Below are 18,421 nucleotides of genomic sequence, written 5' to 3'. Positions count from 1 at the left end.
TTAGCGCGGCGACACAGTATAGCCCCTATCCGATGTCGCACCGCCTCACTTCCCGTCTAGACCGTTCGATTGTCCTTGTCGGCCTCATGGGCGCGGGCAAGTCGACCGTGGGTCGACGCCTCGCGCGCCGGCTCGGCCTGCCCTTTGTCGACAGCGATGTCGCCATCGAGGACGCCTCGGGCTTCTCGACCGCTGAAATCTTCGAGCGCTTCGGGGAAAAGGACTTTCGCGATGGCGAACGCCGGCTCGTCGCCCGTCTCGCCGAAGAACCGTTGCAGGTCATCGCCACCGGCGGCGGTGCCTTCACCGTCGCCGAGACGCGCAAGCTCCTCAACGAAAAGTGCATCACCATCTGGCTCGATGCGCCGATCGACATCCTTGCAGAACGCACCGGACGGCGCGACAATCGCCCGCTGCTTCAGGGCGTTGATCGCGCGGAGAAGCTGGCCGAACTCATGGAGCAACGGCGCGCAGCCTATGCCGAGGCCCATGTCCGTGTCGAAAGCCGGCATGGCGCCCATGCCGAGATCGTCGAAGCCATTATCAAGGCACTCGAGGAATTCCTCCAATGAAGACGCTCACCGTCCCGGGCACCGCTGCTGAAACCTACCCGGTGTTCATCGGCCGGTTGGAAGACGCCTTGTCCGCCGCATCGGTGCCGCGCCGCCGCCCCCTCGCCTGCATCAGCGAACCGAAGGTCTGGGGCCTTCACGGCGAGCGCCTCGCCGCCGCGCTCGATCTCGACCCGCACCTGATCGCCGAGGGCGAAGCGGGCAAGACCTGGCAGGAGCTGCAATCCGCCATTGCCTTCCTCGCTGCGCGCAACCACCAACGCTCCGATCCGGTCATCGCCTTCGGCGGCGGCGCGGTGGGCGACCTCACCGGTCTTGCCGCCGCCCTCTATCGTCGCGGCGTGCCCGTCATACAGGTCCCGACCACCCTTCTCGCGCAGGTCGACAGCAGCGTTGGCGGCAAGACCGCGATCGACGCCGAGGGCCAGAAGAATATCGTCGGCGCCTTTCATCCGCCGGCCAGCGTCGTCATCGACCCCGCCTTGCTGGCAACGCTCGATCCGCGCCAGTTTCGCGCGGGCCTCGCCGAGACGATCAAATATGGTCTGATCGGCAATCGGGAATTGTACGACTGGCTCGTCGCAGGGGGTGCGAGGCGTCTCGCCGACCTTGACCCCGATGCGGCCACTCACGCCATCGCTACCGGCATCTCGATGAAGGCCGACCTTGTCGAGGGTGATCTCGAGGACCGCTCTGGCCGCCGCGCCCTCCTCAACCTCGGCCACAGCTTCGGCCATGCGATCGAGGCCATCGCCGGTCTCGGCAAGGTGCTCCACGGCGAAGCGGTCGCCATCGGGATGGTTCTCGCCGCCCGTTTCAGCGCGCAGCAGGGGCATCTCGATTCCGCGACCGCGCGACAAATCGGGGACGACCTCGCCGCGATGGGCCTTCCGACACGCTTGTCCGATGCAGGGCTGGAAGGCCGCGGCGCCGACCTCCTCGACCCCATGCGCCACGACAAGAAAAATGAAGAGGGGCGCCTGTCGCTCATCCTCCTGCGCGACATCGGCAAGGCCTTTTTCGCGCGCGACATCGAGGAAGAGGCCTTATCGGCCTTCCTGTCCGGTCTCTAGCTTGCCGTCATCGCCCATCGGCTGGCCTTCCTTGAACATCCGGTCCTTGGCGGCATGCAGGTCGCCCGTCTCGCTCTGCCGCTCGAGCCGCTCGGTATCGAGCTTGCGATACTCGCTTTCAACCCGCTCGGCCTCATCCTGGCTGAAGCCCATCTCGGTCAGCGCCGCCTTGCCCATCAGCACCGCGCTCTCGAACAGTTCGCGCACGCAGAAGGCGAGGTCGAGGCCGTCGAGCGCCATGCTGTGCCGCCGGTCGTAGCTGCGCACCATCAACGCCGCCTGCGGGAATGCTTCCGCGACCGCCTCCAGCCTGTCCTTCTCGACATCCTCGTCGTTGCAGAAGAGGATCGCCCGCGCCGTCTCGGCACCCGCCGTGCGCAGGAGGTCGAGGCGCATGCCGTCGCCATAATAGACCTTGAACCCGAATTCCTCGGCGAGATCGATCAGCTCGGCATTCTTGTCGACCAGCGTGACGCCGATCTTCTTGGCCATCAGCATCTGCGACACCGTCTGCCCGAAGCGTCCGTAACCGACCACGATGACTGCGCCGTCGGGCGCCTTCTCGGGCCCCTCTCGCTCGCCGCCCCCGCCGCCGTGGCGCGCCTCGAGACGGTCGATCAGCATCATCAGGAATGGCGTGCTGGCCATCGTCACCGTGATCACCGCCCCGAATAGCGACACGCCCTCGGGGGCCACGAGCCGCGCCTGCATCGCCTGCGTCAGGAGCACGAAACCGAATTCGCCTGCCTGGCTCAGCAGCAGTCCGAGCCGCAAAGCGCCGAACATGTCGAGACCGAAGAGCCTTCCCAGCCCCGTGATCATCGCGCCCTTCACCACGACGATCCCGACGGCACAGAGGACGACCGTCCACGGCCGCGCCGCGATCACGCCTAGGTCGAGCATCATGCCGACCGACAGGAAGAAGAAACCGAGCAGGATCGAGCGGAACGGCTCGACATCGCTTTCAAGCTCGTGCCGGTAGGGGCTCTCCGCCAGCATCACGCCAGCGACAAAGGCCCCGAGCGCGGTCGACAGTCCGAGCCAGCTCATCAGCGCCGCCGCGCCCACCACCGTGAACAGCGCCGCGACCACGAACAATTCGCGCTCGCCTAGCCGCCCGATGATGCGGAAAAAGGGATTGATGACGAACCGCCCGGCGACGATCAGCCCGATGATCGCAGCGACTGTATAGAGCGCCAATGTCATGCCGCCGGGCGCGTTGGGATCCGCCGGTGCGCGGCTCAGCACCGCGATCAACGTCAGAAGCGGTACGATCGAGATGTCCTGGAGGAGCAGGACCGAGAAGGCGCGCTCGCCATGCGGCTTGTGCAGTTCGCCGGTCGAACGCAGCATCGGCAGCACCTGGGCGGTCGAGGACAGCGACAGGCTCATCCCGATCGCCAGCCCCGCTTCCCAGGTAAAACCAAGGACGAAATGCGCCAGCGCCGACAGCGCGAGGCCGGTACTGACGACCTGTACCACCCCGAGGCCGAAAATATCGTGGCGGAGCCGCCATAGCCTGCTTGGATTGAGTTCGAGCCCGACGATGAACAGGAGGAGCGCGATCCCGAACTCGGAGATCGACATGATATTCTCGGCATTGCCGACTAGACCGAGCACGAACGGGCCGATCATCGCCCCGCCGACGATATAACCGAGCGTGGCGCCAAGCCCGAGGCGGCGGAACAGGGTCACGAAAACGAGCGCGGCACCAAGCATGATCGCTCCGTCGACGATCAGTTCGCCTGTCAGGGCATGGGCACCGCCCTCTTCACCGCCGCTCGTCGGTCCCGCCATTTACGCTTCCTCCATCGCTCTCGCCAACGCCTTGAAGGGCAAAAGGATCGCTCCATGCCGCCCGGGCCGCTCCCGCGCCGGCTCGAGCGCCTCGATCCCGGGCCAGTCGGGCAGGATCGCGTCCGACCCGTTGAGCCAGTCCTCGAGCGCGATCAGTACGCCCTCGGCGCGCGCGCGGTCCACGCCCCTTGCGTGGCTGAGCATCAACGCGGTCGCCGCCTGTCCGTAGGCACAGGCCGCCACCCGCGCGGCGATATCGGTGACGCGCCCGTCGGCACATGCAATCGTCAGCGAAATGGTCGCCCCGCACGTCGGCGAGCGCAGATCGACCGACGCATCGGCCGCGTCAAGCAGGCTCGCGTCGGGTAGTCCGGCAGCAAGCCGGAGAATATCCTTCGTGTAGGCCGGCGCCCTCACCCGCGCCGCCAACTGGTGCCGCCCGGGCCATCCTCGAGCAGGATGCCGTCAGCAGCCAGTTCGTCGCGGATCCGGTCGGCCGTGGCGAAATCGCGCGCCTTCTTGGCGGCCGTCCGCTCGGCGATCTTCGCCTCGATCGCGGCGGCGTCATCCTCGTCCCCACCGCGAAACCAGTCGTCCGCGGAGCGTTCGAGCAAGCCCAGCAACGCTGCCGACGCCTTCAGGCTCGCCTCGTCCTCGACCTGCCCCAGTCGCGACAGTGCAAGCGGCGTATTGAGATCGTCCTTCAGCGCTTCGAGCACGCCCGCATCGACCTCGCCCGCCTGCGCATCACCGACGCGGCGATAGAGCCCGTCGAGCGTCGCCTTGGCCTGCTCGACCAGCTTCTCGCTCCATGGCAGCGGCTGGCGATAATGCGCCGACAGGAGCGCCATGCGCAGCGTCTCGCCATCGTGTTTCTTCAGCAGTTGCTCGGGCGTGATCACGTTGCCGAGCGACTTTGACATCTTCTCCGCGCCCATGTCGACGAAGCCGTTATGCACCCAGTAGCGCGCCAGCGGCGCACCGCCATGTGCGCATCGGCTCTGCGCGATCTCGTTCTCGTGGTGCGGGAAGGTGAGGTCGAGGCCACCACCATGGATGTCGATCGTCTGGCCCAGATGCGCGGCGATCATCGCCGAGCATTCGATATGCCAGCCGGGACGCCCCCGCCCCCACGGGCTGTCAAACCCGATCACGTCCTCGTCCGATGGCTTCCACAGCACGAAATCGGCGGGATCGCGCTTGTAGGGCGCCACTTCCACGCGAGCCCCCGCGATCATCGCCTCGCGGTCGCGCTTCGACAGCGCGCCATAATCGGGATCGCTCGGCACCGAGAAGAGCACATGGCCCTCGGCCTCATAGGCGTTGCTGCTGGCGATCAACTGCTCGATCATCGCCACCATCGCAGGCACCTCGTGCGTCGCATGTGGTGCGATATCGGGCGGCGTGACGCCCAGCGCGCCCGTGTCCTCAAGGTAGAAGTCCTCGAAGCGCTGCGAGATGACCGCTGGCTCCACGCCCTCGTCCGCCGCCTTCTGGATGATCTTGTCATCGATGTCGGTGACATTGCGCGCGTAGACGAGACTGTCGGCGCCAAATTCGTGCCGGATGAGCCGGGCCAGCGTGTCGAACACCACCGGCGGGCGCATATTGCCGATGTGCGCGCGGCCATAGACGGTGGGACCGCACACATACATGGTCACGCGGCCGGGATCGGCGGGGACGAAATCGCGCTTCTCGCGCGCCATCGTGTCATGCAGGCGAATGGTCACAACAGTCCTTCCTCGCGCTGCGTCTCGACGAAATCGACCGTCGCCCGCGCGCTGGCATTCAAGAGCGTATGGGTCCGCGCCTCGCGCATCCAGTCGGGACGCGGCGCCTCCACGCCATAGATGAAATCGGTAGCGAAATTGGCGATGAGGAACAGCACCGTCGCGGTCACCAGCCCCTTCAGCAGCCCGAACAGCCCGCCGAGCAGCCGATCCACCGGCCCGATCAGCGAGCGCCGCGTCCGCCCCCCGATCTTCTGCGCAAGCAACCGCACCACGAAATAGGTCGGCAGGAACAGGAGCGCGAAGGCCGCCGCCACGATCCCGCTCTCGCTCTCCATGTGATTGGAAAGGAACGCGCTCATCGGCGCATGCCCCATCTTCACCGCGAGGATGGCCGCGATCCACGCGCCGAGCGAAAACACTTCCTGCACGAACCCGCGCACGAAACCGAGCAGCGCGCCGCCGCCAAGCAGGATCAGGACAAGGATATCGAGTGCTGTCATCGCGCCTCGGCTAGCGGTTCATTTCCGCTCGCGCCAGCCCTAACGCCCGAGAAGCTTGTCGGTCAGCGCCCCGAGGCGCGCGAAACCCTCGCAGGACATGCCGCCCGCCGGCTCGACCCCCTTGGGTACCCACGCCTGCTCGAAGCCCAGCTTGCCCGCTTCCTTCAGGCGCAGCGCCGAATGGGCCACCGGCCGGAGCTCGCCCGACAGCGCCACCTCGCCAAAGCAGATCGTCGCCGACGGCAAGGGACGTTCCGACAGCGCCGACACCAGCGCCGCCGCGACCGCCAGATCGGCCGCCGGATCGCTCAGCCGATAACCGCCCGCGACATTGAGATAGACCTCGACATTGGCAAAACTGATCCCGCACCGCGCCTCGAGCACTGCCAGCAGCATGGCGAGCCGCGCACTATCCCAGCCGACCGCCGAGCGCCGCGGCGTCGCCCCGCTCGCCAGCCGCACGGTCAGCGCCTGGAGTTCGACCAGCACCGGCCGTGTCCCCTCGAGCGCAGGGAATACCGTCGTCCCCGACACTTCCTCGCCGCGTTCGGTCAGGAACAGCGAGGACGGATTGCCCACTTCCTCGAGCCCTTCCGCCTCCATCGCGAACACGCCGATCTCGTCGGTCCCGCCGAAGCGGTTCTTGATCGCGCGAAGGATGCGATACTGGTGACTGCGCTCGCCTTCGAAGCCGAGCACCGTATCGACCATATGCTCGAGCACACGCGGCCCCGCGATATTGCCGTCCTTGGTGACATGGCCGACGAGGATGAGCGCGCAGCCTTTCTCCTTGGCAAAGCGCACCAGTTCGTGCGCCGAGGCGCGGACTTGGCTCACCGTCCCCGGTGCCCCCTCGATCATGTCCGAATGCATGGTCTGGATCGAATCGATCACGAGGAGAGCAGGCGGGCTTCCCTCGCCCAGCGTTGTCAGGATGTCGCGCACCGAGGTCGCTGCCGCCAGCCGCACCGGCGCATCCCCCAGGCCCAGCCGCAAGGCGCGCCGGCGCACCTGGTCCGACGCTTCCTCTCCCGACACATAGATCGTCTCCGCGCCCGAGCGCGCCAGCCGCGCCGCCACCTGCAGCAAGAGCGTCGACTTGCCGATCCCCGGGTCGCCGCCGATCAGCGTCGCCGAGCCCGGCACCAGCCCGCCGCCCAATGCCCGGTCGAACTCGGCAATGCCCGTCTTCATCCGCTCGGGGATCTTGACCTCGGCATCGAGCCCGACAAGCTCGATCCGACGACCGCCGCCCTGCAGGTTGTGCTTCTTGGCAAAGGTCGTCGTGACGACGTCGGCATCCTCGACCAGCGTGTTCCACTCGGCGCAGTCGGCGCATTGCCCCTGCCAGCGCGAGGTCACCGACCCGCAGGCCTGGCAGACATATCTCTTTTTCGGTTTGGCCATCGCAGCGACGCTAGCGACCCTCCGCCCCCCTTGTCGAGCGCCTAGATGCCCCTTAACGCCAAGCCCATGAGCTGGCTTCCCGACCCCTTCCGCATCGCCAATTTCCGTGCCTTCTGGTCGGCCCGCCTGCTGGCGACACTGGCCCAGCTCGCGATGGTCACCGCGATCGAATATCAGGTCTACACGCTAGCCCGCGAAACCATGAGCATCGAGGCTGCCGCGCTGCGCCTCGGTTTCATCGGCTTCATCCAGTTCGTGCCGCTTTTCTTCCTCACCCCCTTCTCGGGCTGGGCCGCCGACACGATGGACCGCCGCGTCATCGCGCGGCTCGCCATCCTCATCGAGATCGGCAGCGCCTTCATCCTTGGCCTTGCCACCGCGCAAGGCTGGATCAGCCTGCCCGTCATCTATGTCGTCGCCATCTTCGTCGGCATCAGCCGCGTCCTCATGGGACCATCGATGGGCGCGCTCGCCTCCAACATCGTGCCGCGCGACCTCCTGCCCTCGGCCATCGCCCTGTCATCCATCGCCTGGAAAGGCGCGACCATCGCCGGCCCCGCCATCGCGGGCTACCTCCTCGCCGTCTCGATCGAGACCGCCTATTTCTTCGCCGTCGCGCTCTTTATTGCCGCCATCGTCGCGCTGTTCCTGATCAGCCATATCGACCAGGCAAGGTCCGACCGTCGCAACGGCCCGATCGCGCAGGTCGTCGCGGGCATCCGCTACGTCCGCGAGAACCGCCTTGTCCTCGGAGCGATCAGCCTCGACCTTTTCGCCGTCCTGCTTGGCAGCGCGGTCGCGCTTCTGCCCATCTTCGCCACCGACATCTTTAATGGCGGCCCCGACCTGTTCGGTCACCTGCGCGCCGCCCCTGCCGTCGGCGCGGTGGCCGCGGCGCTCTATTTCGCTATCCGCCCGCTCAAGAATGACGTCGGCGTGAAGATGCTCGTCGCCGTCGGCATCTTCGGTCTTGCCACCATCGGCTTTGCCTTCTCGCGCTCGATCGTCCTGACCTTCCTCTTGCTTGTCGCCATCGGCGCGTCCGACATGCTCAGCGTCTATGTGCGCTCCTCGCTGATCCAGCTCTACACGCCCGACGAGATGCGCGGCCGCGTCGGTGCCGTGTCCACCCTGTCGATTTCCGCCTCGAACGAACTTGGCGACGCTGAATCCGGCCTGATGGCCAGCCTGTTCGGTCCGACCACCGCCGCCTTCCTTGGCGGCCTTGGTGCGATCATCGTCGTCGGCGCATGGGCGATCATCTTCCCCGAACTCCGCCGCGCGAAAACTTTCGAGCCACCCGCTAGGGATTGATAAACATCAACATTTCGGGTTGCCTGACAGAATCTTTACCATGCCGGATAATCAACGACTCCCCCGGCGAGGCGCCTGAAAGCGCGCGATTTCCGACTGCGGCTCCAGAAGGCGCACCACCGTTAACGCGCCGGCAACCCTGATCGTAGAGCGGCTCATTAACGATCGTCATTATATATAGCCCTGCAGAAGGGGGCAGTTCATGCGTAGCCAGCGTTTGGCGTTGCAGCAGCCGAAGGACATCACCGCCAGCGCGACAATGCGCGAGGCGCTGTCGTTCGACGTCCTGCCGCCGCATGACGACGGCGAGGCGATGATCGCCGAACAGCGTGTCCAGCAACTCGGGCACATCCCGCTGCTTCTCGGTCTCACCCACATGTTCGGCTTCGTCCACTATTTCATCGAGGGTGTCGGCAGCGGCAATCACGCACACCTCCTCATGCTAGTGGCGCTGATCGCCGCCGACCTCCTCGCCGTCGCGGTCCTGTTCTTGCAGCGCCGCATCGGTCTCTCCCCGTCGCGCGCGATCCAGCTCCTCGGCGCCTATTCGGCCTTCTGTGCGGGCGGCTGGGCCTATCTCGCCACCTGCGTGTTCAGCGACCTCCAGGGCACCAGCCCACTCGTCGCCGCGATCATGATCGGCGGCGGTGTCGTCGCGATGGCGATCGCCGCCATCGGTGCGCCCGCGCTCGCCATCTTCATGGGGCTGTCGGCGACCATCACCGCCGCCGTCTTCAAGGTTGATGACATCGTCATTCTCGGCCTGTCACTCACCATCATCGTCGTCACCGCCTATGCGACCTTCTCGGCGCGCACGATGATCGCCACAGCGCGCCGCCGCCTCATCCTCGATCGCGAGGCGCACCAGGCCCTGCGCTTCGTCACCGAATTCGAAAGTTCGGGCCGCGGCTGGTTCTGGGAGACCGATGCCACCGGAACCCTCTCCTACGTCAGTCGCCAGCTCGCCGAGGACTTCGATTGCGACCCCGCAGACCTGCTCGGCCGCCGGTTCACCGACCTCCTGTCGATCGACACGGCGGGCGACGAGGACGCGCTGCGCGAGGAACGCACCCTCGGCTTCCATCTGTCCGCGCGCTTCCCCTTCGCCGACGTCGTCGTCCGCGCCGCGCGCGACGAAGACGTGCTCTGGTCGCTGTCGGGCAACCCCATCTTCAACGAGAATGGCAAGTTCATCGGTTTCCGCGGCATCGGTGCCGACCTGACCGAACAGCGCCGCAACGAGCAGGAAATCAGCCGCCTTGCCCGTTTCGACAGCCTCACCGGCCTGCCCAATCGCGCGATGATGCGCCAGACCCTCGACGAGGCACTCCGCAATGCGGCCCGCCGCCAGAAGGGCTGCGCGCTCTTCCTTATCGATCTCGACCGCTTCAAGAACGTCAACGATACACTCGGCCACCCCGTGGGCGACCAGCTCCTGCGCCAGGTTGCAAAGCGCCTGACCCGCGTGCTCGGCAACCATGGGCAGGTCGGTCGTCTCGGCGGCGACGAGTTCAAGGCCGTGCTGCCCGGTGCGGTGGAGACCGGCCTCCTCGAGCGCCTTGCAAACCTGATGATCGAACAGGTCTCGCAGCCCTACCAGATCGAGGGTCACCGCGTGACCATCGGCGCTTCCATCGGCATCGCCATCGGCGATCCGGGCCGCGCCTGCGCCGACAGCCTGACGCGCAACGCCGACCTCGCGCTCTACGCCGCCAAGGCCGCCGGCCGCGGCAAGCATTGCTTCTTCGAACCCTCGATGCACTCGGAGGCGACCGACCGCCAGCGGCTCGAAAATGACCTGCGCGGTGCGCTCGAACGCAGCGAGCTCGAAGTCCATTACCAGCCGATCGTCCGCGCCTCCTGCGAGGACCTCATCGGCTTCGAGGCGCTGGTTCGCTGGATCCACCCCGTCCGCGGCCCGATCTCGCCCGACCTGTTCATCTCGATCGCCGAGGAATGCGGCCTCATCGGGCGGCTCGGCGACTTCGTCCTCGAGACCGCCATCGCCACCGCGTCGGGCTGGCCCGAGAATATCCGCATCGCGGTCAACCTGTCGCCGATCCAGTTCAACGATCCCAAGATCTGCGAGAAGATCGCCACCCTGCTCACCACGCACGGCATGCGTGCCGAACGTCTCGAACTGGAAATCACCGAAGGGGTGTTTCTCGCCGAGGGGCAGGCCACCGACGAGACCTTCCAGCGCCTCAAGAATATCGGTGTGCGCCTCGCGCTCGACGATTTCGGCACCGGCTACTCTTCGCTCGGCTATCTGAAGACCGCGCCGTTCGACAAGATCAAGATCGACCAGAGCTTCGTGCGCGGTGCCTCCAACCCGCAGAGCCGCAATAGCGCCATCATCCGCGCTATCGTCGCGCTCGCCGAAAGCCTGTCGATGGACACCACCGCCGAGGGCGTCGAAACGCATGACGACCTCAACCTCATCCGCGAACTCGGCTGCAGCCAGGTCCAGGGCTACATCTTCGGCAAACCCTGCGATGCCGATCGCGCCCTCGAAATGGTCAAACGCGCCTCCGTGTCACCCGAAGGCCATCAGAACAGCCGCGAACCGCGCCACCGCCTGATGCGCCGCGGGCTCGTCATGCTCAACGGCCAGACGGTCGAGATCCGCCTGCGCAATATCTCGGCAATGGGTGCGCTGATCGAATGTTCGGTCCCCGTGAGCCCCGGCACCGAGCTGACCATCGACATCATCGGCACCGGCCCCGTCATCGGTACCGTGCGCTGGGCCCAGGCGGGACGCTTCGGCATCCAGTTCCACGAGAACTTCAACCTCACGCGCCTCGCCCCGCCGAGCCGCAAGCCGACGGGGATCGAAAAAGCGACCCCGCCCTTCTTCGTCGACCGCCGCCACGGCTGAGCGCACGAAAAAGGGCGGCCGCATCGCGCGACCGCCCTCCAGCCCCTCCTGACGGGGATCGGTCCGCCGGCCTAGAAGGCCTCGACCGGCATCTTCATCAGCGTTTCCGCACCGGCCTCGACCTTGCGGCGCAGGCCGCTCGCCTCGGGCAGGTGGCGCTCGCCATAATAGCGTGCGGTCAAGAGCTTGGCTTCGTGGAACGCCTTGTCCTCGCCCGCCTGTTCCTTCAGCTCGGCGCTCTTGCCCGCCATCTTCAGCCACATCCAGCCGAGCGTGACGAGACCCATCAGCTCCATATAGGCATAGGCACCGGCGCCGGCGTTGTTGGGATCCGCCATGCCGTTCTGCGCCAGCCACATGGTCGCGCCCTGCAGGTGCCCGACCGCCTTCTCGAGCGGTTCGGCCACGCCTGCCGGATCGCCGGCCGCCTTGGCCGCCGCGATGTCTTCGGCCAGCAGCTCGAAATAGGCCCGCACGGCGCGCCCGCCATTCTGCCCCAGCTTGCGCCCGACGAGGTCCATCGCCTGCACGCCGTTGGTACCTTCGTAGATCTGCGCGATGCGCGCATCGCGGACATATTGTTCGACGCCCCATTCGCGGATGTAGCCGTGGCCGCCGAAGACCTGCTGCGACTGCACCGCCGCCTCGAAGCCCTTGTCGGTGAGATAGCCCTTGATGACCGGGGTCAGCAGGCTGATCAGGTCATTGGCCTGCTCGCGCTCTTCCTCGGTCTGCGCCTTGTGCGTAAGGTCGACCTGCAGCGCGCCCCAGAGGACAAGCGCGCGCGCCGCCTCGGTGAAGCTCTTGGTGTCCATCAGCATGCGGCGCACGTCGGGGTGGACCATAATGCTGTCGGCCTTGGCATCCTGGTCGCGGCCCTCCGGCTTCAGCGCGCGGCCCTGCCGGCGATCCTTCGCATAGGCAACCGCGTTCTGATAGGCAGCATCGCCCTGCGCGAGGCCCTGCAGGCCAACGCCAAGACGCGCCGCGTTCATCATGATGAACATGGCGGCGAGGCCCTTTTCCTTCTCGCCGATGAGATAGCCCGTCGCCTCGTCATAGTTCATGACGCAGGTCGAGTTGCCGTGGATCCCCATCTTGTGCTCGATCGAGCCACAGGTGACGCTGTTGCGCTCGCCCAGCGACCCGTCCTCGTTGACGAGATACTTGGGCACGATGAACATCGAGATGCCCTTCACGTTGTCGGGGCTGTCCGGCATCTTGGCGAGCACCATGTGGATGATGTTCTCGCTCATGTCGTGTTCGCCGGCCGAGATGAAGATCTTGGTCCCGCTCACCTTGTAGGTGCCGTCGTCCTGCGGCACTGCCTTGGTCTTGATCAGCCCGAGGTCGGTCCCGCAATGCGGCTCGGTGAGGTTCATCGTGCCGGTCCACTCGAGCGACACCATCTTGGGCGCATAGGTCGCCTTCTGCTCGTCCGAGCCAACCGCGAGCAGCGCGGCGATCGCGCCCTGCGTCAGGCCATTGTACATCTCGAACGCCTGGTTCGCGGCAACGACATATTCGCTGAACGCCGTCGACAGCACGTGCGGCAGGTCCTGCCCGCCAAACTCCTCGGGGAACGCCAGCGTGCCCCAACCGCCCTCGCGGAACTGGTCGAACGCTTCCTTGAAGCCCTCGGGCGTGGTCACGCTGCCATCGTCATGACGCGTACAACCTTCCTCGTCGCCCGAACGGTTGAGCGGCGCCAGCACCTCGGCGGCGAACTTGCCGCCCTCGGTCAGGATTGCCTCGACAACATCGGCGTCGGCATTCTGGAAGCCCGGAAGGTTGGTGTAATTCTGCAGCCCGATCAGGTGATCGAGCACATATTTGGTGTCGGTGACGGGGGCGTCGTAAACGGGCATTATCAGTCCTCGCTATTGTCTTCGAGAAGGCGAACGAAGCCTTCCAGTTCCTCGATGGTTTCGTCGATATCGGCTTTCTGACGGGACAGCGCGTCGATCCGCTCGCGGCAGCGGTCGAGCGTGACCTGCCGCTGGGTCCGGCGCTGGTCGCCAAGGTCGTACAGGTCGAGAAGCTCGCCGATCTCGGCGAGGCTGAAGCCGACGCGCTTGCCGCGCAGGATCCACGCCACGCGGGCGCGATCACGTTCCGAATAGAGCCGCTGGGTGCCGACCCGCTTGGGGCGGATCAGCTGCTCGTCCTCGTAGAAGCGCAAGGCCCGGGCGGTAACCCCGAACTCCTCGCACATCTGGCCAATCGAATATTGCGCTTCGGAATCGCTATGGCTTGTTGACATGAAGGTAAGCTAGTTGACGCTTCCGTAAAGGTCAATCCAGTTGCGGCGAACCACCGAATAGCGTCGGTCAACAGATCGGATCGCCCGCAGGGTCGGTCGGATCGGCCGTCGTGTCGCGCCCGGCTTCCAGCAAGCGGCCGTCGATTTTAGCCTCCCCGCCACAATAATAAGCGCATGTCGCAGGAGGCTCACCGAAGCGCACCGCACCGCCTTCGACGTTGAGCGGAAAGCGGCAGCTGTCATCGCCCCGTGGGGTGAAGACGATCCCGCCTTCGCCCGCGCTGACCTGTCCCTGCGCCATGCAATTGGCGGTGCCCTGCGCTGCGTAGAGGATGAAGGTGGCCTCGCCGCCGTCGCCAACGCACAGCCCCGAGCGCCCGCCATCGTCAGCATAGAGACCGGCTTCCAGCGGCAAAGGCGCCGCCTCTTTCGCCGGCTCTCCACTCGAGCAGCCCGCCAGGGCCAGTCCGGCCATCACCCATGCCCAATATTTCATTGCTCGCGCAGCGCCTCGATCAGTTCGTCCTTGGTCATGTCCGACCGCCCTTCGATATCGCGCTCCTGCGCGAGATCGTAAAGCTCCTCCTTGGTCCGCTCCTCATAGGGACGCGAATCATGGTCGATATCGCCCTTGGCCTGCGCATTGGCGATCGCCGCCGCCTTCGACTTGGAATAGCCCTCCTCGCGCAGTTCCTCGTAGAGTTCGTCATCCTTCACGCTGTCGCCGTGATCCTTCGCCATCATCGTCCTCCGTCGGCTTTGCGCATCAATGCCCGGGCACAGTCCCTGGCTCCGTCATGACGGGAGGGAGACAAACGCATTCCACCTTTCTATATGCGGGGTCCGAGGGGCGGGAGAGGATTCGCAAGACATGCTGACGACGCATCCATTTGACGACGACAAGCTTCGGGAAGAGTGCGGCGTATTTGGCGTCTGGGGGGCGGACGGCGCCTCGTCGGTCGTAGCGCTCGGGCTCCACGCCCTCCAGCATCGCGGCCAGGAAGCCGCCGGCATCGTCAGCCATGACGGCCACAATTTCCATGCCCACCGCGCAATGGGCCATGTCGCCGGCAATTTCGACCGTGACGACATCATCCGCAAACTCTCGGGTAATGCCGCCATCGGTCATGTCCGCTATTCGACCACCGGCGAGACCGCGCTGCGCAACGTCCAGCCTCTGTTCGCCGACCTCGCCACCGGCGGCTTCGCGGTTGCCCATAACGGCAACCTGTCGAATGCGATGACGCTGCGCGATCATCTCATCCAGCGCGGCTCGATCTTCCAGTCGACCAGCGACACCGAGGTCATCATCCACCTCGTCGCCACCTCGACCAAGCCGACCGCGGTCAAGCGTCTCAAGAAGGCGCTCAAGAAGGTCGAAGGCGCCTACAGCCTCGTCTGCCTCCTGCCCGACGGCCTGATTGCCTGCCGCGACCCGCTTGGCGTGCGCCCGCTCGTCATGGGCAAGTATAACGACGCTTACGTCTTCGCTTCCGAAAGCGTCGCCTTCGACGTCATTGGCGCCCGATATATCCGTGATGTCGAACCGGGCGAGCTCATCGTCGTCAATGACGATGGCCTCCAGAGCTTTCGTCCTTTCGAAGAGCAGAAGCCCCGCCCCTGCATCTTCGAACATGTCTATTTCTCGCGCCCCGACAGCATCATCGAGGGCACCAGCGTCTATCACACCCGCAAGGCGATCGGTGCCGAACTGGCGCGCGAGGCCCCCGTCGAGGCCGATCTCGTCGTTCCCGTGCCCGACAGCGGCGTCCCTGCCGCCATCGGTTACAGCCAAGCCGCCGACATCCCCTTCGAGCTCGGCATCATCCGCTCGCATTATGTCGGCCGCACCTTCATCCAGCCCTCCGACGGCGTCCGGCATCTCGGCGTCAAGCTGAAGCACAATGCCAACAGCGCGCTCATCGAGGGCAAGCGTGTCGTCCTTATCGACGACAGCATCGTTCGCGGCACGACCAGCCTCAAGATCGTGCAGATGATGCGCGATGCGGGCGCTGCCGAGGTGCACATGCGTATCGCCTCCCCGCCGACCCGCTTCAGCTGTTTCTACGGCGTCGACACGCCGCGCCGCGAGAAGCTTCTCGCCGCGCAGATGGACGTCGAGGCGATGGCCGGGCACATCCACGCCGACAGCCTCGCCTTCATCAGCCTCGAGGGGCTCTACAACGCCCTCGGCGACCATCGCGACGCCGCCCACCCGCAGCGCTGCGACGCCTGCTTCTCGGGCGATTATCCCACCACCCTCACCGACCGCGACCGCGAGGAGCCCGAGCAGCTCGATCTCGTCGACGCCGACTAGGACATCATGAACAAGATTTTCGAAAACAAGACCGCGCTCGTCACCGGCGCGAGCCGCGGCATCGGCGCGGCCATTGCCGAGACCCTCGCCGCCCACGGCGCCCATGTCATCCTCGTCGCCCGCGACGCCGAGGCACTGGAAAAGGTCGAGGAGCGCATCCACGCCGCCGGCGGCAGCGCCACCATCGCCCCGATGGACCTCCTTGAAAACGGCAATATCGGCAAGCTCGGCCAGGCCATCGCCAGCCGCTGGGACGCGCTCGACATCCTCGTCCTCAACGCCGCGACGCTCGGCACCCTGACGAGCGTGCAGGCGATCGACGGCAACGAATTCGTCCGCGTGATGAGCCTCAACACGCTCGCAAACCAGGCGCTGATCGCCGCCTTCCACGCCATGCTGGTGAAGGCCGACAAAGCCGAGGTCGTCGGCATCACTTCCTCGGTCGGCGCGCAACCCCGCGCTTATTGGGGTGCCTACGGAGCCAGCAAGGCCGCCTTCGACACGCTCTTGAAATCCTATGCGGACGAGAATGAAAATCCGGGCAAGATCCGCGTCCATGTCATGGATCCCGGCGCCACCCGCACCACTATGCGCGCCCGCGCCTTCCCAGGCGAAAACCCCGAAGAGGTGAAGGACCCGCAGGTCGTCGCCGACGCCCTCGTCGAGCGCCTCAAGTCGGATGCCCCCACCGGCGAGACCTTCCGCGTCGACTAACCGCTGATCAGCGGCACGAACCGCACCCCGCCAAGGCCCTGTTCGCGAAGCTTGTCGCCATCGCGGGTGACGAGCGTGAGCTGTTGGACCGCGGCGGGCCCTACCGGCATGACGAGGCGCCCCCCGTCCGCCAGCTGCTCGAGCAGCGCTGGAGGCACGCGCGCACCCGCCGCCGACACGAGGATGGCGTCATAAGGCGCTGCCTGCGGCCAGCCCTCGCTGCCATCGGTATGATGGACATGGACATGGCGCCGGCCTTCGAGCCGCTTTCGCGCTCTGTCCGCGAGTGTTCCGATCCGTTCGATCGCATCGACCCGCGCGACCAGTTCGCTGGCCACCGCGGCCGCATATCCCGACCCCGCGCCGACTTCGAGCAACCGGTCTGAGGGGCGCAGCGAAAGCGCCTCGAGCATCAGGGCGACGACATAGGGCTGGGAGATCGTCTGTCCCTCGCCGATGGCCCGCGCGGCATCGGCATAGGGATCGGCGCCTTCGAAAAAGTCCTCGCGGCGCACCGCAGCCATTGCGTCGAGGACCCGCTCGTCGCGGATTTTCCGCGCGCGCAACTGCTCGACCATGAGACGCCGCCCATGGTCGGCCCCGCTCATCCCTCGCGACGAAGTGTCACTTGCGCGACATCGATGCCGCGCCCGCGAAAACCGCCCTCGCAATACATCAGGTAAAACCGCCACAGGTCGTGGAAGCGCGGCGAAAAGCCCTCGAGCTGCCCCTTCGCCACCGCCGCATCATAGCGTTCGCGCCAGATCTTGAGCGTCTCGGCATAATCGACCCCGAAGCCGTGGCGATCCTCCCAGCGCATCCCGCGTTCCGCCGCCAGCGTTTTGAAGGCCGGCTCGTCAAGCAGCATGCCCCCCGGGAAGATATAGGCTTGGATGAAGTCCGCGCTCTCGCGATAGGCGGGAAATAGCCGGTGATCGATCGAGATGAATTGCAGCGCCGCCTTGCCGCCGGGAGCGAGGTTGCGGTGGATACAGTCGAGATAGGCCGGCCACCAGCGCTCGCCCACCGCCTCGACCATCTCGACCGACGCGATCGCATCGAAGCGCTCGTCGCACTCGCGATAGTCCTGCAGTCGGATCTCGATCCGGTCCGACAGCCCGGCCTCGGCAATCTTCTCCTCGGCCCACGCCTTCTGCTCGATCGACAGGGTCAGGCCGACAACGCTCGCGCCGCGCTGCGCCGCCGCGATGGCGAGGCTGCCCCAGCCGCAGCCGATCTCGAGCAACCGGTCGCCTTCCTTCAGGTCGAGCCGGTCGAGCAGCGCGTCGACCTTGCGCCGCTGCGCCGTTTCGAGATCGTCGCCCTCCTCGAAAATCGCTGACGAGTAGCTCATCGTCGGGTCGAGCCACGGGCTGTAGAAGTCGTTGCCGAGGTCGTAATGCGCCGCGATATTCTCGCGCGCCTTGACGAGGCCATTGTCGCGGAGGCGATGCGCCAGCGCGTTGACCCAGCGAAGCGGGCCCTTCGCGCGCGCCGTGTCGCCGAGGCTCAGCGCATTGTCCATGAAGAGCGCGCAAAGCGGCACAGGGTCAGGCGAGGTCCACTCGCGCTTTTCCCACGCCTTGTACCAACCGACCGAGCCCGCCAGCGCGAGCCGCACCAGCGCCATGTAACTCTGGAGGTGGACCGTCGCGACATGGCCAGGCGCATTGAAGCCGACCTCGCGCCGCGTCCCGTCGGGCAGGATACCGTGGATACCGCCGCGCTCGAGCCGCGCGTCCAGCTTGTCGATCACCGGCTTGAAGGCAGGTGCCACCAGCCGCGCCAGCCACCCATCGCCCGTCGCAAAGGCCTTGTCGCCCTTGAAAAGATGGTCGCCCCGGCTCGCCATA

General features: G+C 66.0%; 17 protein-coding genes. 6 read left to right on the top strand and 11 right to left on the bottom strand.

Translation table 11 applies throughout. The features are described 5' to 3' along the window. The first annotated feature begins 32 nt into the window (after positions 1–32). A complete protein-coding gene (locus tag NUW81_RS10860) occupies positions 33–572 on the top strand; it encodes a shikimate kinase (protein ID WP_245113183.1) in 540 nt (179 codons plus the stop codon). Further along, complete coding sequence (gene aroB, locus NUW81_RS10855; protein WP_245113181.1) at positions 569–1,645, top strand: 3-dehydroquinate synthase; 1,077 nt, start codon at positions 569–571, stop codon at positions 1,643–1,645. Before NUW81_RS10860 ends, aroB begins: the two co-directional genes overlap by 4 nt. Here the strand turns inward: aroB and NUW81_RS10850 are convergent. The 5 genes from NUW81_RS10850 to radA are packed head-to-tail and all read right to left on the bottom strand — an operon-like array spanning position 1,619 to position 7,082. Then, positions 1,619–3,442 (bottom strand): monovalent cation:proton antiporter-2 (CPA2) family protein, encoded by a 1,824-nt coding sequence (locus tag NUW81_RS10850; protein WP_245113179.1) that lies wholly within the window; start codon positions 3,440–3,442, stop codon positions 1,619–1,621. The two genes, aroB and NUW81_RS10850, sit on opposite strands and share 27 nt — an antisense overlap. Continuing rightward, positions 3,443–3,859: an iron-sulfur cluster assembly scaffold protein gene (locus NUW81_RS10845; protein ID WP_245113176.1), complete on the bottom strand. Its 417-nt coding sequence runs from the start codon at positions 3,857–3,859 to the stop codon at positions 3,443–3,445. Next, positions 3,856–5,172 (bottom strand): cysteine--tRNA ligase, encoded by a 1,317-nt coding sequence (gene cysS, locus NUW81_RS10840; protein ID WP_245113173.1) that lies wholly within the window; start codon positions 5,170–5,172, stop codon positions 3,856–3,858. Before cysS ends, NUW81_RS10845 begins: the two co-directional genes overlap by 4 nt. Then, positions 5,169–5,675, bottom strand: coding sequence for a CvpA family protein (locus NUW81_RS10835; protein ID WP_245113172.1), 507 nt, complete (start codon positions 5,673–5,675; stop codon positions 5,169–5,171). The genes cysS and NUW81_RS10835 overlap by 4 nt, the downstream gene beginning before the upstream one ends. A 39-nt stretch (positions 5,676–5,714) precedes the next feature. Continuing rightward, positions 5,715–7,082, bottom strand: a complete 1,368-nt coding sequence (gene radA / locus NUW81_RS10830; protein WP_245113171.1) for a DNA repair protein RadA — start codon at positions 7,080–7,082, stop codon at positions 5,715–5,717. A gap of 66 nt (positions 7,083–7,148) precedes the next feature. Between radA and NUW81_RS10825 the strand changes: the two genes are divergently transcribed. Then, positions 7,149–8,396: an MFS transporter gene (locus NUW81_RS10825; protein WP_245113170.1), complete on the top strand. Its 1,248-nt coding sequence runs from the start codon at positions 7,149–7,151 to the stop codon at positions 8,394–8,396. 202 nt (positions 8,397–8,598) lie between these two features. Then, the gene (locus NUW81_RS10820; RefSeq protein ID WP_245113169.1) at positions 8,599–11,274 is read left to right on the top strand and encodes an EAL domain-containing protein; all 2,676 of its coding nucleotides are present in this window, start codon (positions 8,599–8,601) and stop codon (positions 11,272–11,274) included. A gap of 71 nt (positions 11,275–11,345) precedes the next feature. On the opposite strand, the gene NUW81_RS10815 is transcribed toward NUW81_RS10820, so the two are convergent. The 4 genes from NUW81_RS10815 to NUW81_RS10800 form a co-directional block, all read right to left on the bottom strand. Continuing rightward, positions 11,346–13,142, bottom strand: a complete 1,797-nt coding sequence (locus tag NUW81_RS10815) for an acyl-CoA dehydrogenase C-terminal domain-containing protein (protein WP_245113168.1) — start codon at positions 13,140–13,142, stop codon at positions 11,346–11,348. A gap of 2 nt (positions 13,143–13,144) precedes the next feature. Beyond that, positions 13,145–13,537: a MerR family transcriptional regulator gene (locus NUW81_RS10810; RefSeq protein WP_245113167.1), complete on the bottom strand. Its 393-nt coding sequence runs from the start codon at positions 13,535–13,537 to the stop codon at positions 13,145–13,147. 67 nt (positions 13,538–13,604) lie between these two features. Further along, entirely contained in the window at positions 13,605–14,012 is a 408-nt protein-coding gene (locus tag NUW81_RS10805; protein WP_245113166.1) for a hypothetical protein, read from the bottom strand. Positions 14,013–14,029: 17 nt separating this feature from the next. Then, positions 14,030–14,281 (bottom strand): DUF7218 family protein, encoded by a 252-nt coding sequence (locus tag NUW81_RS10800; protein WP_312025033.1) that lies wholly within the window; start codon positions 14,279–14,281, stop codon positions 14,030–14,032. Positions 14,282–14,408: 127 nt separating this feature from the next. On the opposite strand from NUW81_RS10800, the gene purF reads away from it, so the two are divergent. Both purF and NUW81_RS10790 read left to right on the top strand, forming a co-directional pair. Further along, positions 14,409–15,854, top strand: coding sequence for an amidophosphoribosyltransferase (gene purF / locus NUW81_RS10795; protein ID WP_245113161.1), 1,446 nt, complete (start codon positions 14,409–14,411; stop codon positions 15,852–15,854). A gap of 6 nt (positions 15,855–15,860) precedes the next feature. Continuing rightward, positions 15,861–16,568, top strand: a complete 708-nt coding sequence (locus NUW81_RS10790; RefSeq protein WP_245113159.1) for an SDR family NAD(P)-dependent oxidoreductase — start codon at positions 15,861–15,863, stop codon at positions 16,566–16,568. Here the strand turns inward: NUW81_RS10790 and NUW81_RS10785 are convergent. After that, complete coding sequence (locus NUW81_RS10785) at positions 16,565–17,176, bottom strand: protein-L-isoaspartate(D-aspartate) O-methyltransferase (RefSeq protein ID WP_245113154.1); 612 nt, start codon at positions 17,174–17,176, stop codon at positions 16,565–16,567. The two genes, NUW81_RS10790 and NUW81_RS10785, sit on opposite strands and share 4 nt — an antisense overlap. Further along, the gene (locus NUW81_RS10780) at positions 17,173–18,420 is read right to left on the bottom strand and encodes an SAM-dependent methyltransferase (RefSeq protein ID WP_245113151.1); all 1,248 of its coding nucleotides are present in this window, start codon (positions 18,418–18,420) and stop codon (positions 17,173–17,175) included. Before NUW81_RS10780 ends, NUW81_RS10785 begins: the two co-directional genes overlap by 4 nt. Position 18,421 lies beyond the last annotated feature (1 nt).

The sequence above is a fragment of the Sphingomicrobium aestuariivivum genome (genome assembly GCF_024721585.1).
Classification (GTDB): Bacteria; Pseudomonadota; Alphaproteobacteria; order Sphingomonadales; family Sphingomonadaceae; genus Sphingomicrobium; species Sphingomicrobium aestuariivivum.
Note: the sequence above shows the minus strand (reverse complement) of the source record. Positions and strands in the feature narration are given on the sequence as shown.

What these genes read in the sequence shown, in the direction of transcription:
- NUW81_RS10860 (WP_245113183.1), top strand. Translation starts at nt 33, where the DNA reads ATGTCGCACCGCCTCACTTCCCGTCTAGACCGTTCGATTGTCCTTGTC.
- aroB (WP_245113181.1), top strand. Translation starts at nt 569, where the DNA reads ATGAAGACGCTCACCGTCCCGGGCACCGCTGCTGAAACCTACCCGGTG.
- NUW81_RS10850 (WP_245113179.1), bottom strand. Translation starts at nt 3,442, where the DNA reads ATGGCGGGACCGACGAGCGGCGGTGAAGAGGGCGGTGCCCATGCCCTG.
- NUW81_RS10835 (WP_245113172.1), bottom strand. Translation starts at nt 5,675, where the DNA reads ATGACAGCACTCGATATCCTTGTCCTGATCCTGCTTGGCGGCGGCGCG.
- radA (WP_245113171.1), bottom strand. Translation starts at nt 7,082, where the DNA reads ATGGCCAAACCGAAAAAGAGATATGTCTGCCAGGCCTGCGGGTCGGTG.
- NUW81_RS10825 (WP_245113170.1), top strand. Translation starts at nt 7,149, where the DNA reads ATGAGCTGGCTTCCCGACCCCTTCCGCATCGCCAATTTCCGTGCCTTC.
- NUW81_RS10820 (WP_245113169.1), top strand. Translation starts at nt 8,599, where the DNA reads ATGCGTAGCCAGCGTTTGGCGTTGCAGCAGCCGAAGGACATCACCGCC.
- NUW81_RS10815 (WP_245113168.1), bottom strand. Translation starts at nt 13,142, where the DNA reads ATGCCCGTTTACGACGCCCCCGTCACCGACACCAAATATGTGCTCGAT.
- NUW81_RS10810 (WP_245113167.1), bottom strand. Translation starts at nt 13,537, where the DNA reads ATGTCAACAAGCCATAGCGATTCCGAAGCGCAATATTCGATTGGCCAG.
- NUW81_RS10805 (WP_245113166.1), bottom strand. Translation starts at nt 14,012, where the DNA reads ATGGCCGGACTGGCCCTGGCGGGCTGCTCGAGTGGAGAGCCGGCGAAA.
- NUW81_RS10800 (WP_312025033.1), bottom strand. Translation starts at nt 14,281, where the DNA reads ATGATGGCGAAGGATCACGGCGACAGCGTGAAGGATGACGAACTCTAC.
- purF (WP_245113161.1), top strand. Translation starts at nt 14,409, where the DNA reads ATGCTGACGACGCATCCATTTGACGACGACAAGCTTCGGGAAGAGTGC.
- NUW81_RS10790 (WP_245113159.1), top strand. Translation starts at nt 15,861, where the DNA reads ATGAACAAGATTTTCGAAAACAAGACCGCGCTCGTCACCGGCGCGAGC.
- NUW81_RS10785 (WP_245113154.1), bottom strand. Translation starts at nt 17,176, where the DNA reads ATGAGCGGGGCCGACCATGGGCGGCGTCTCATGGTCGAGCAGTTGCGC.
- NUW81_RS10780 (WP_245113151.1), bottom strand. Translation starts at nt 18,420, where the DNA reads ATGGCGAGCCGGGGCGACCATCTTTTCAAGGGCGACAAGGCCTTTGCG.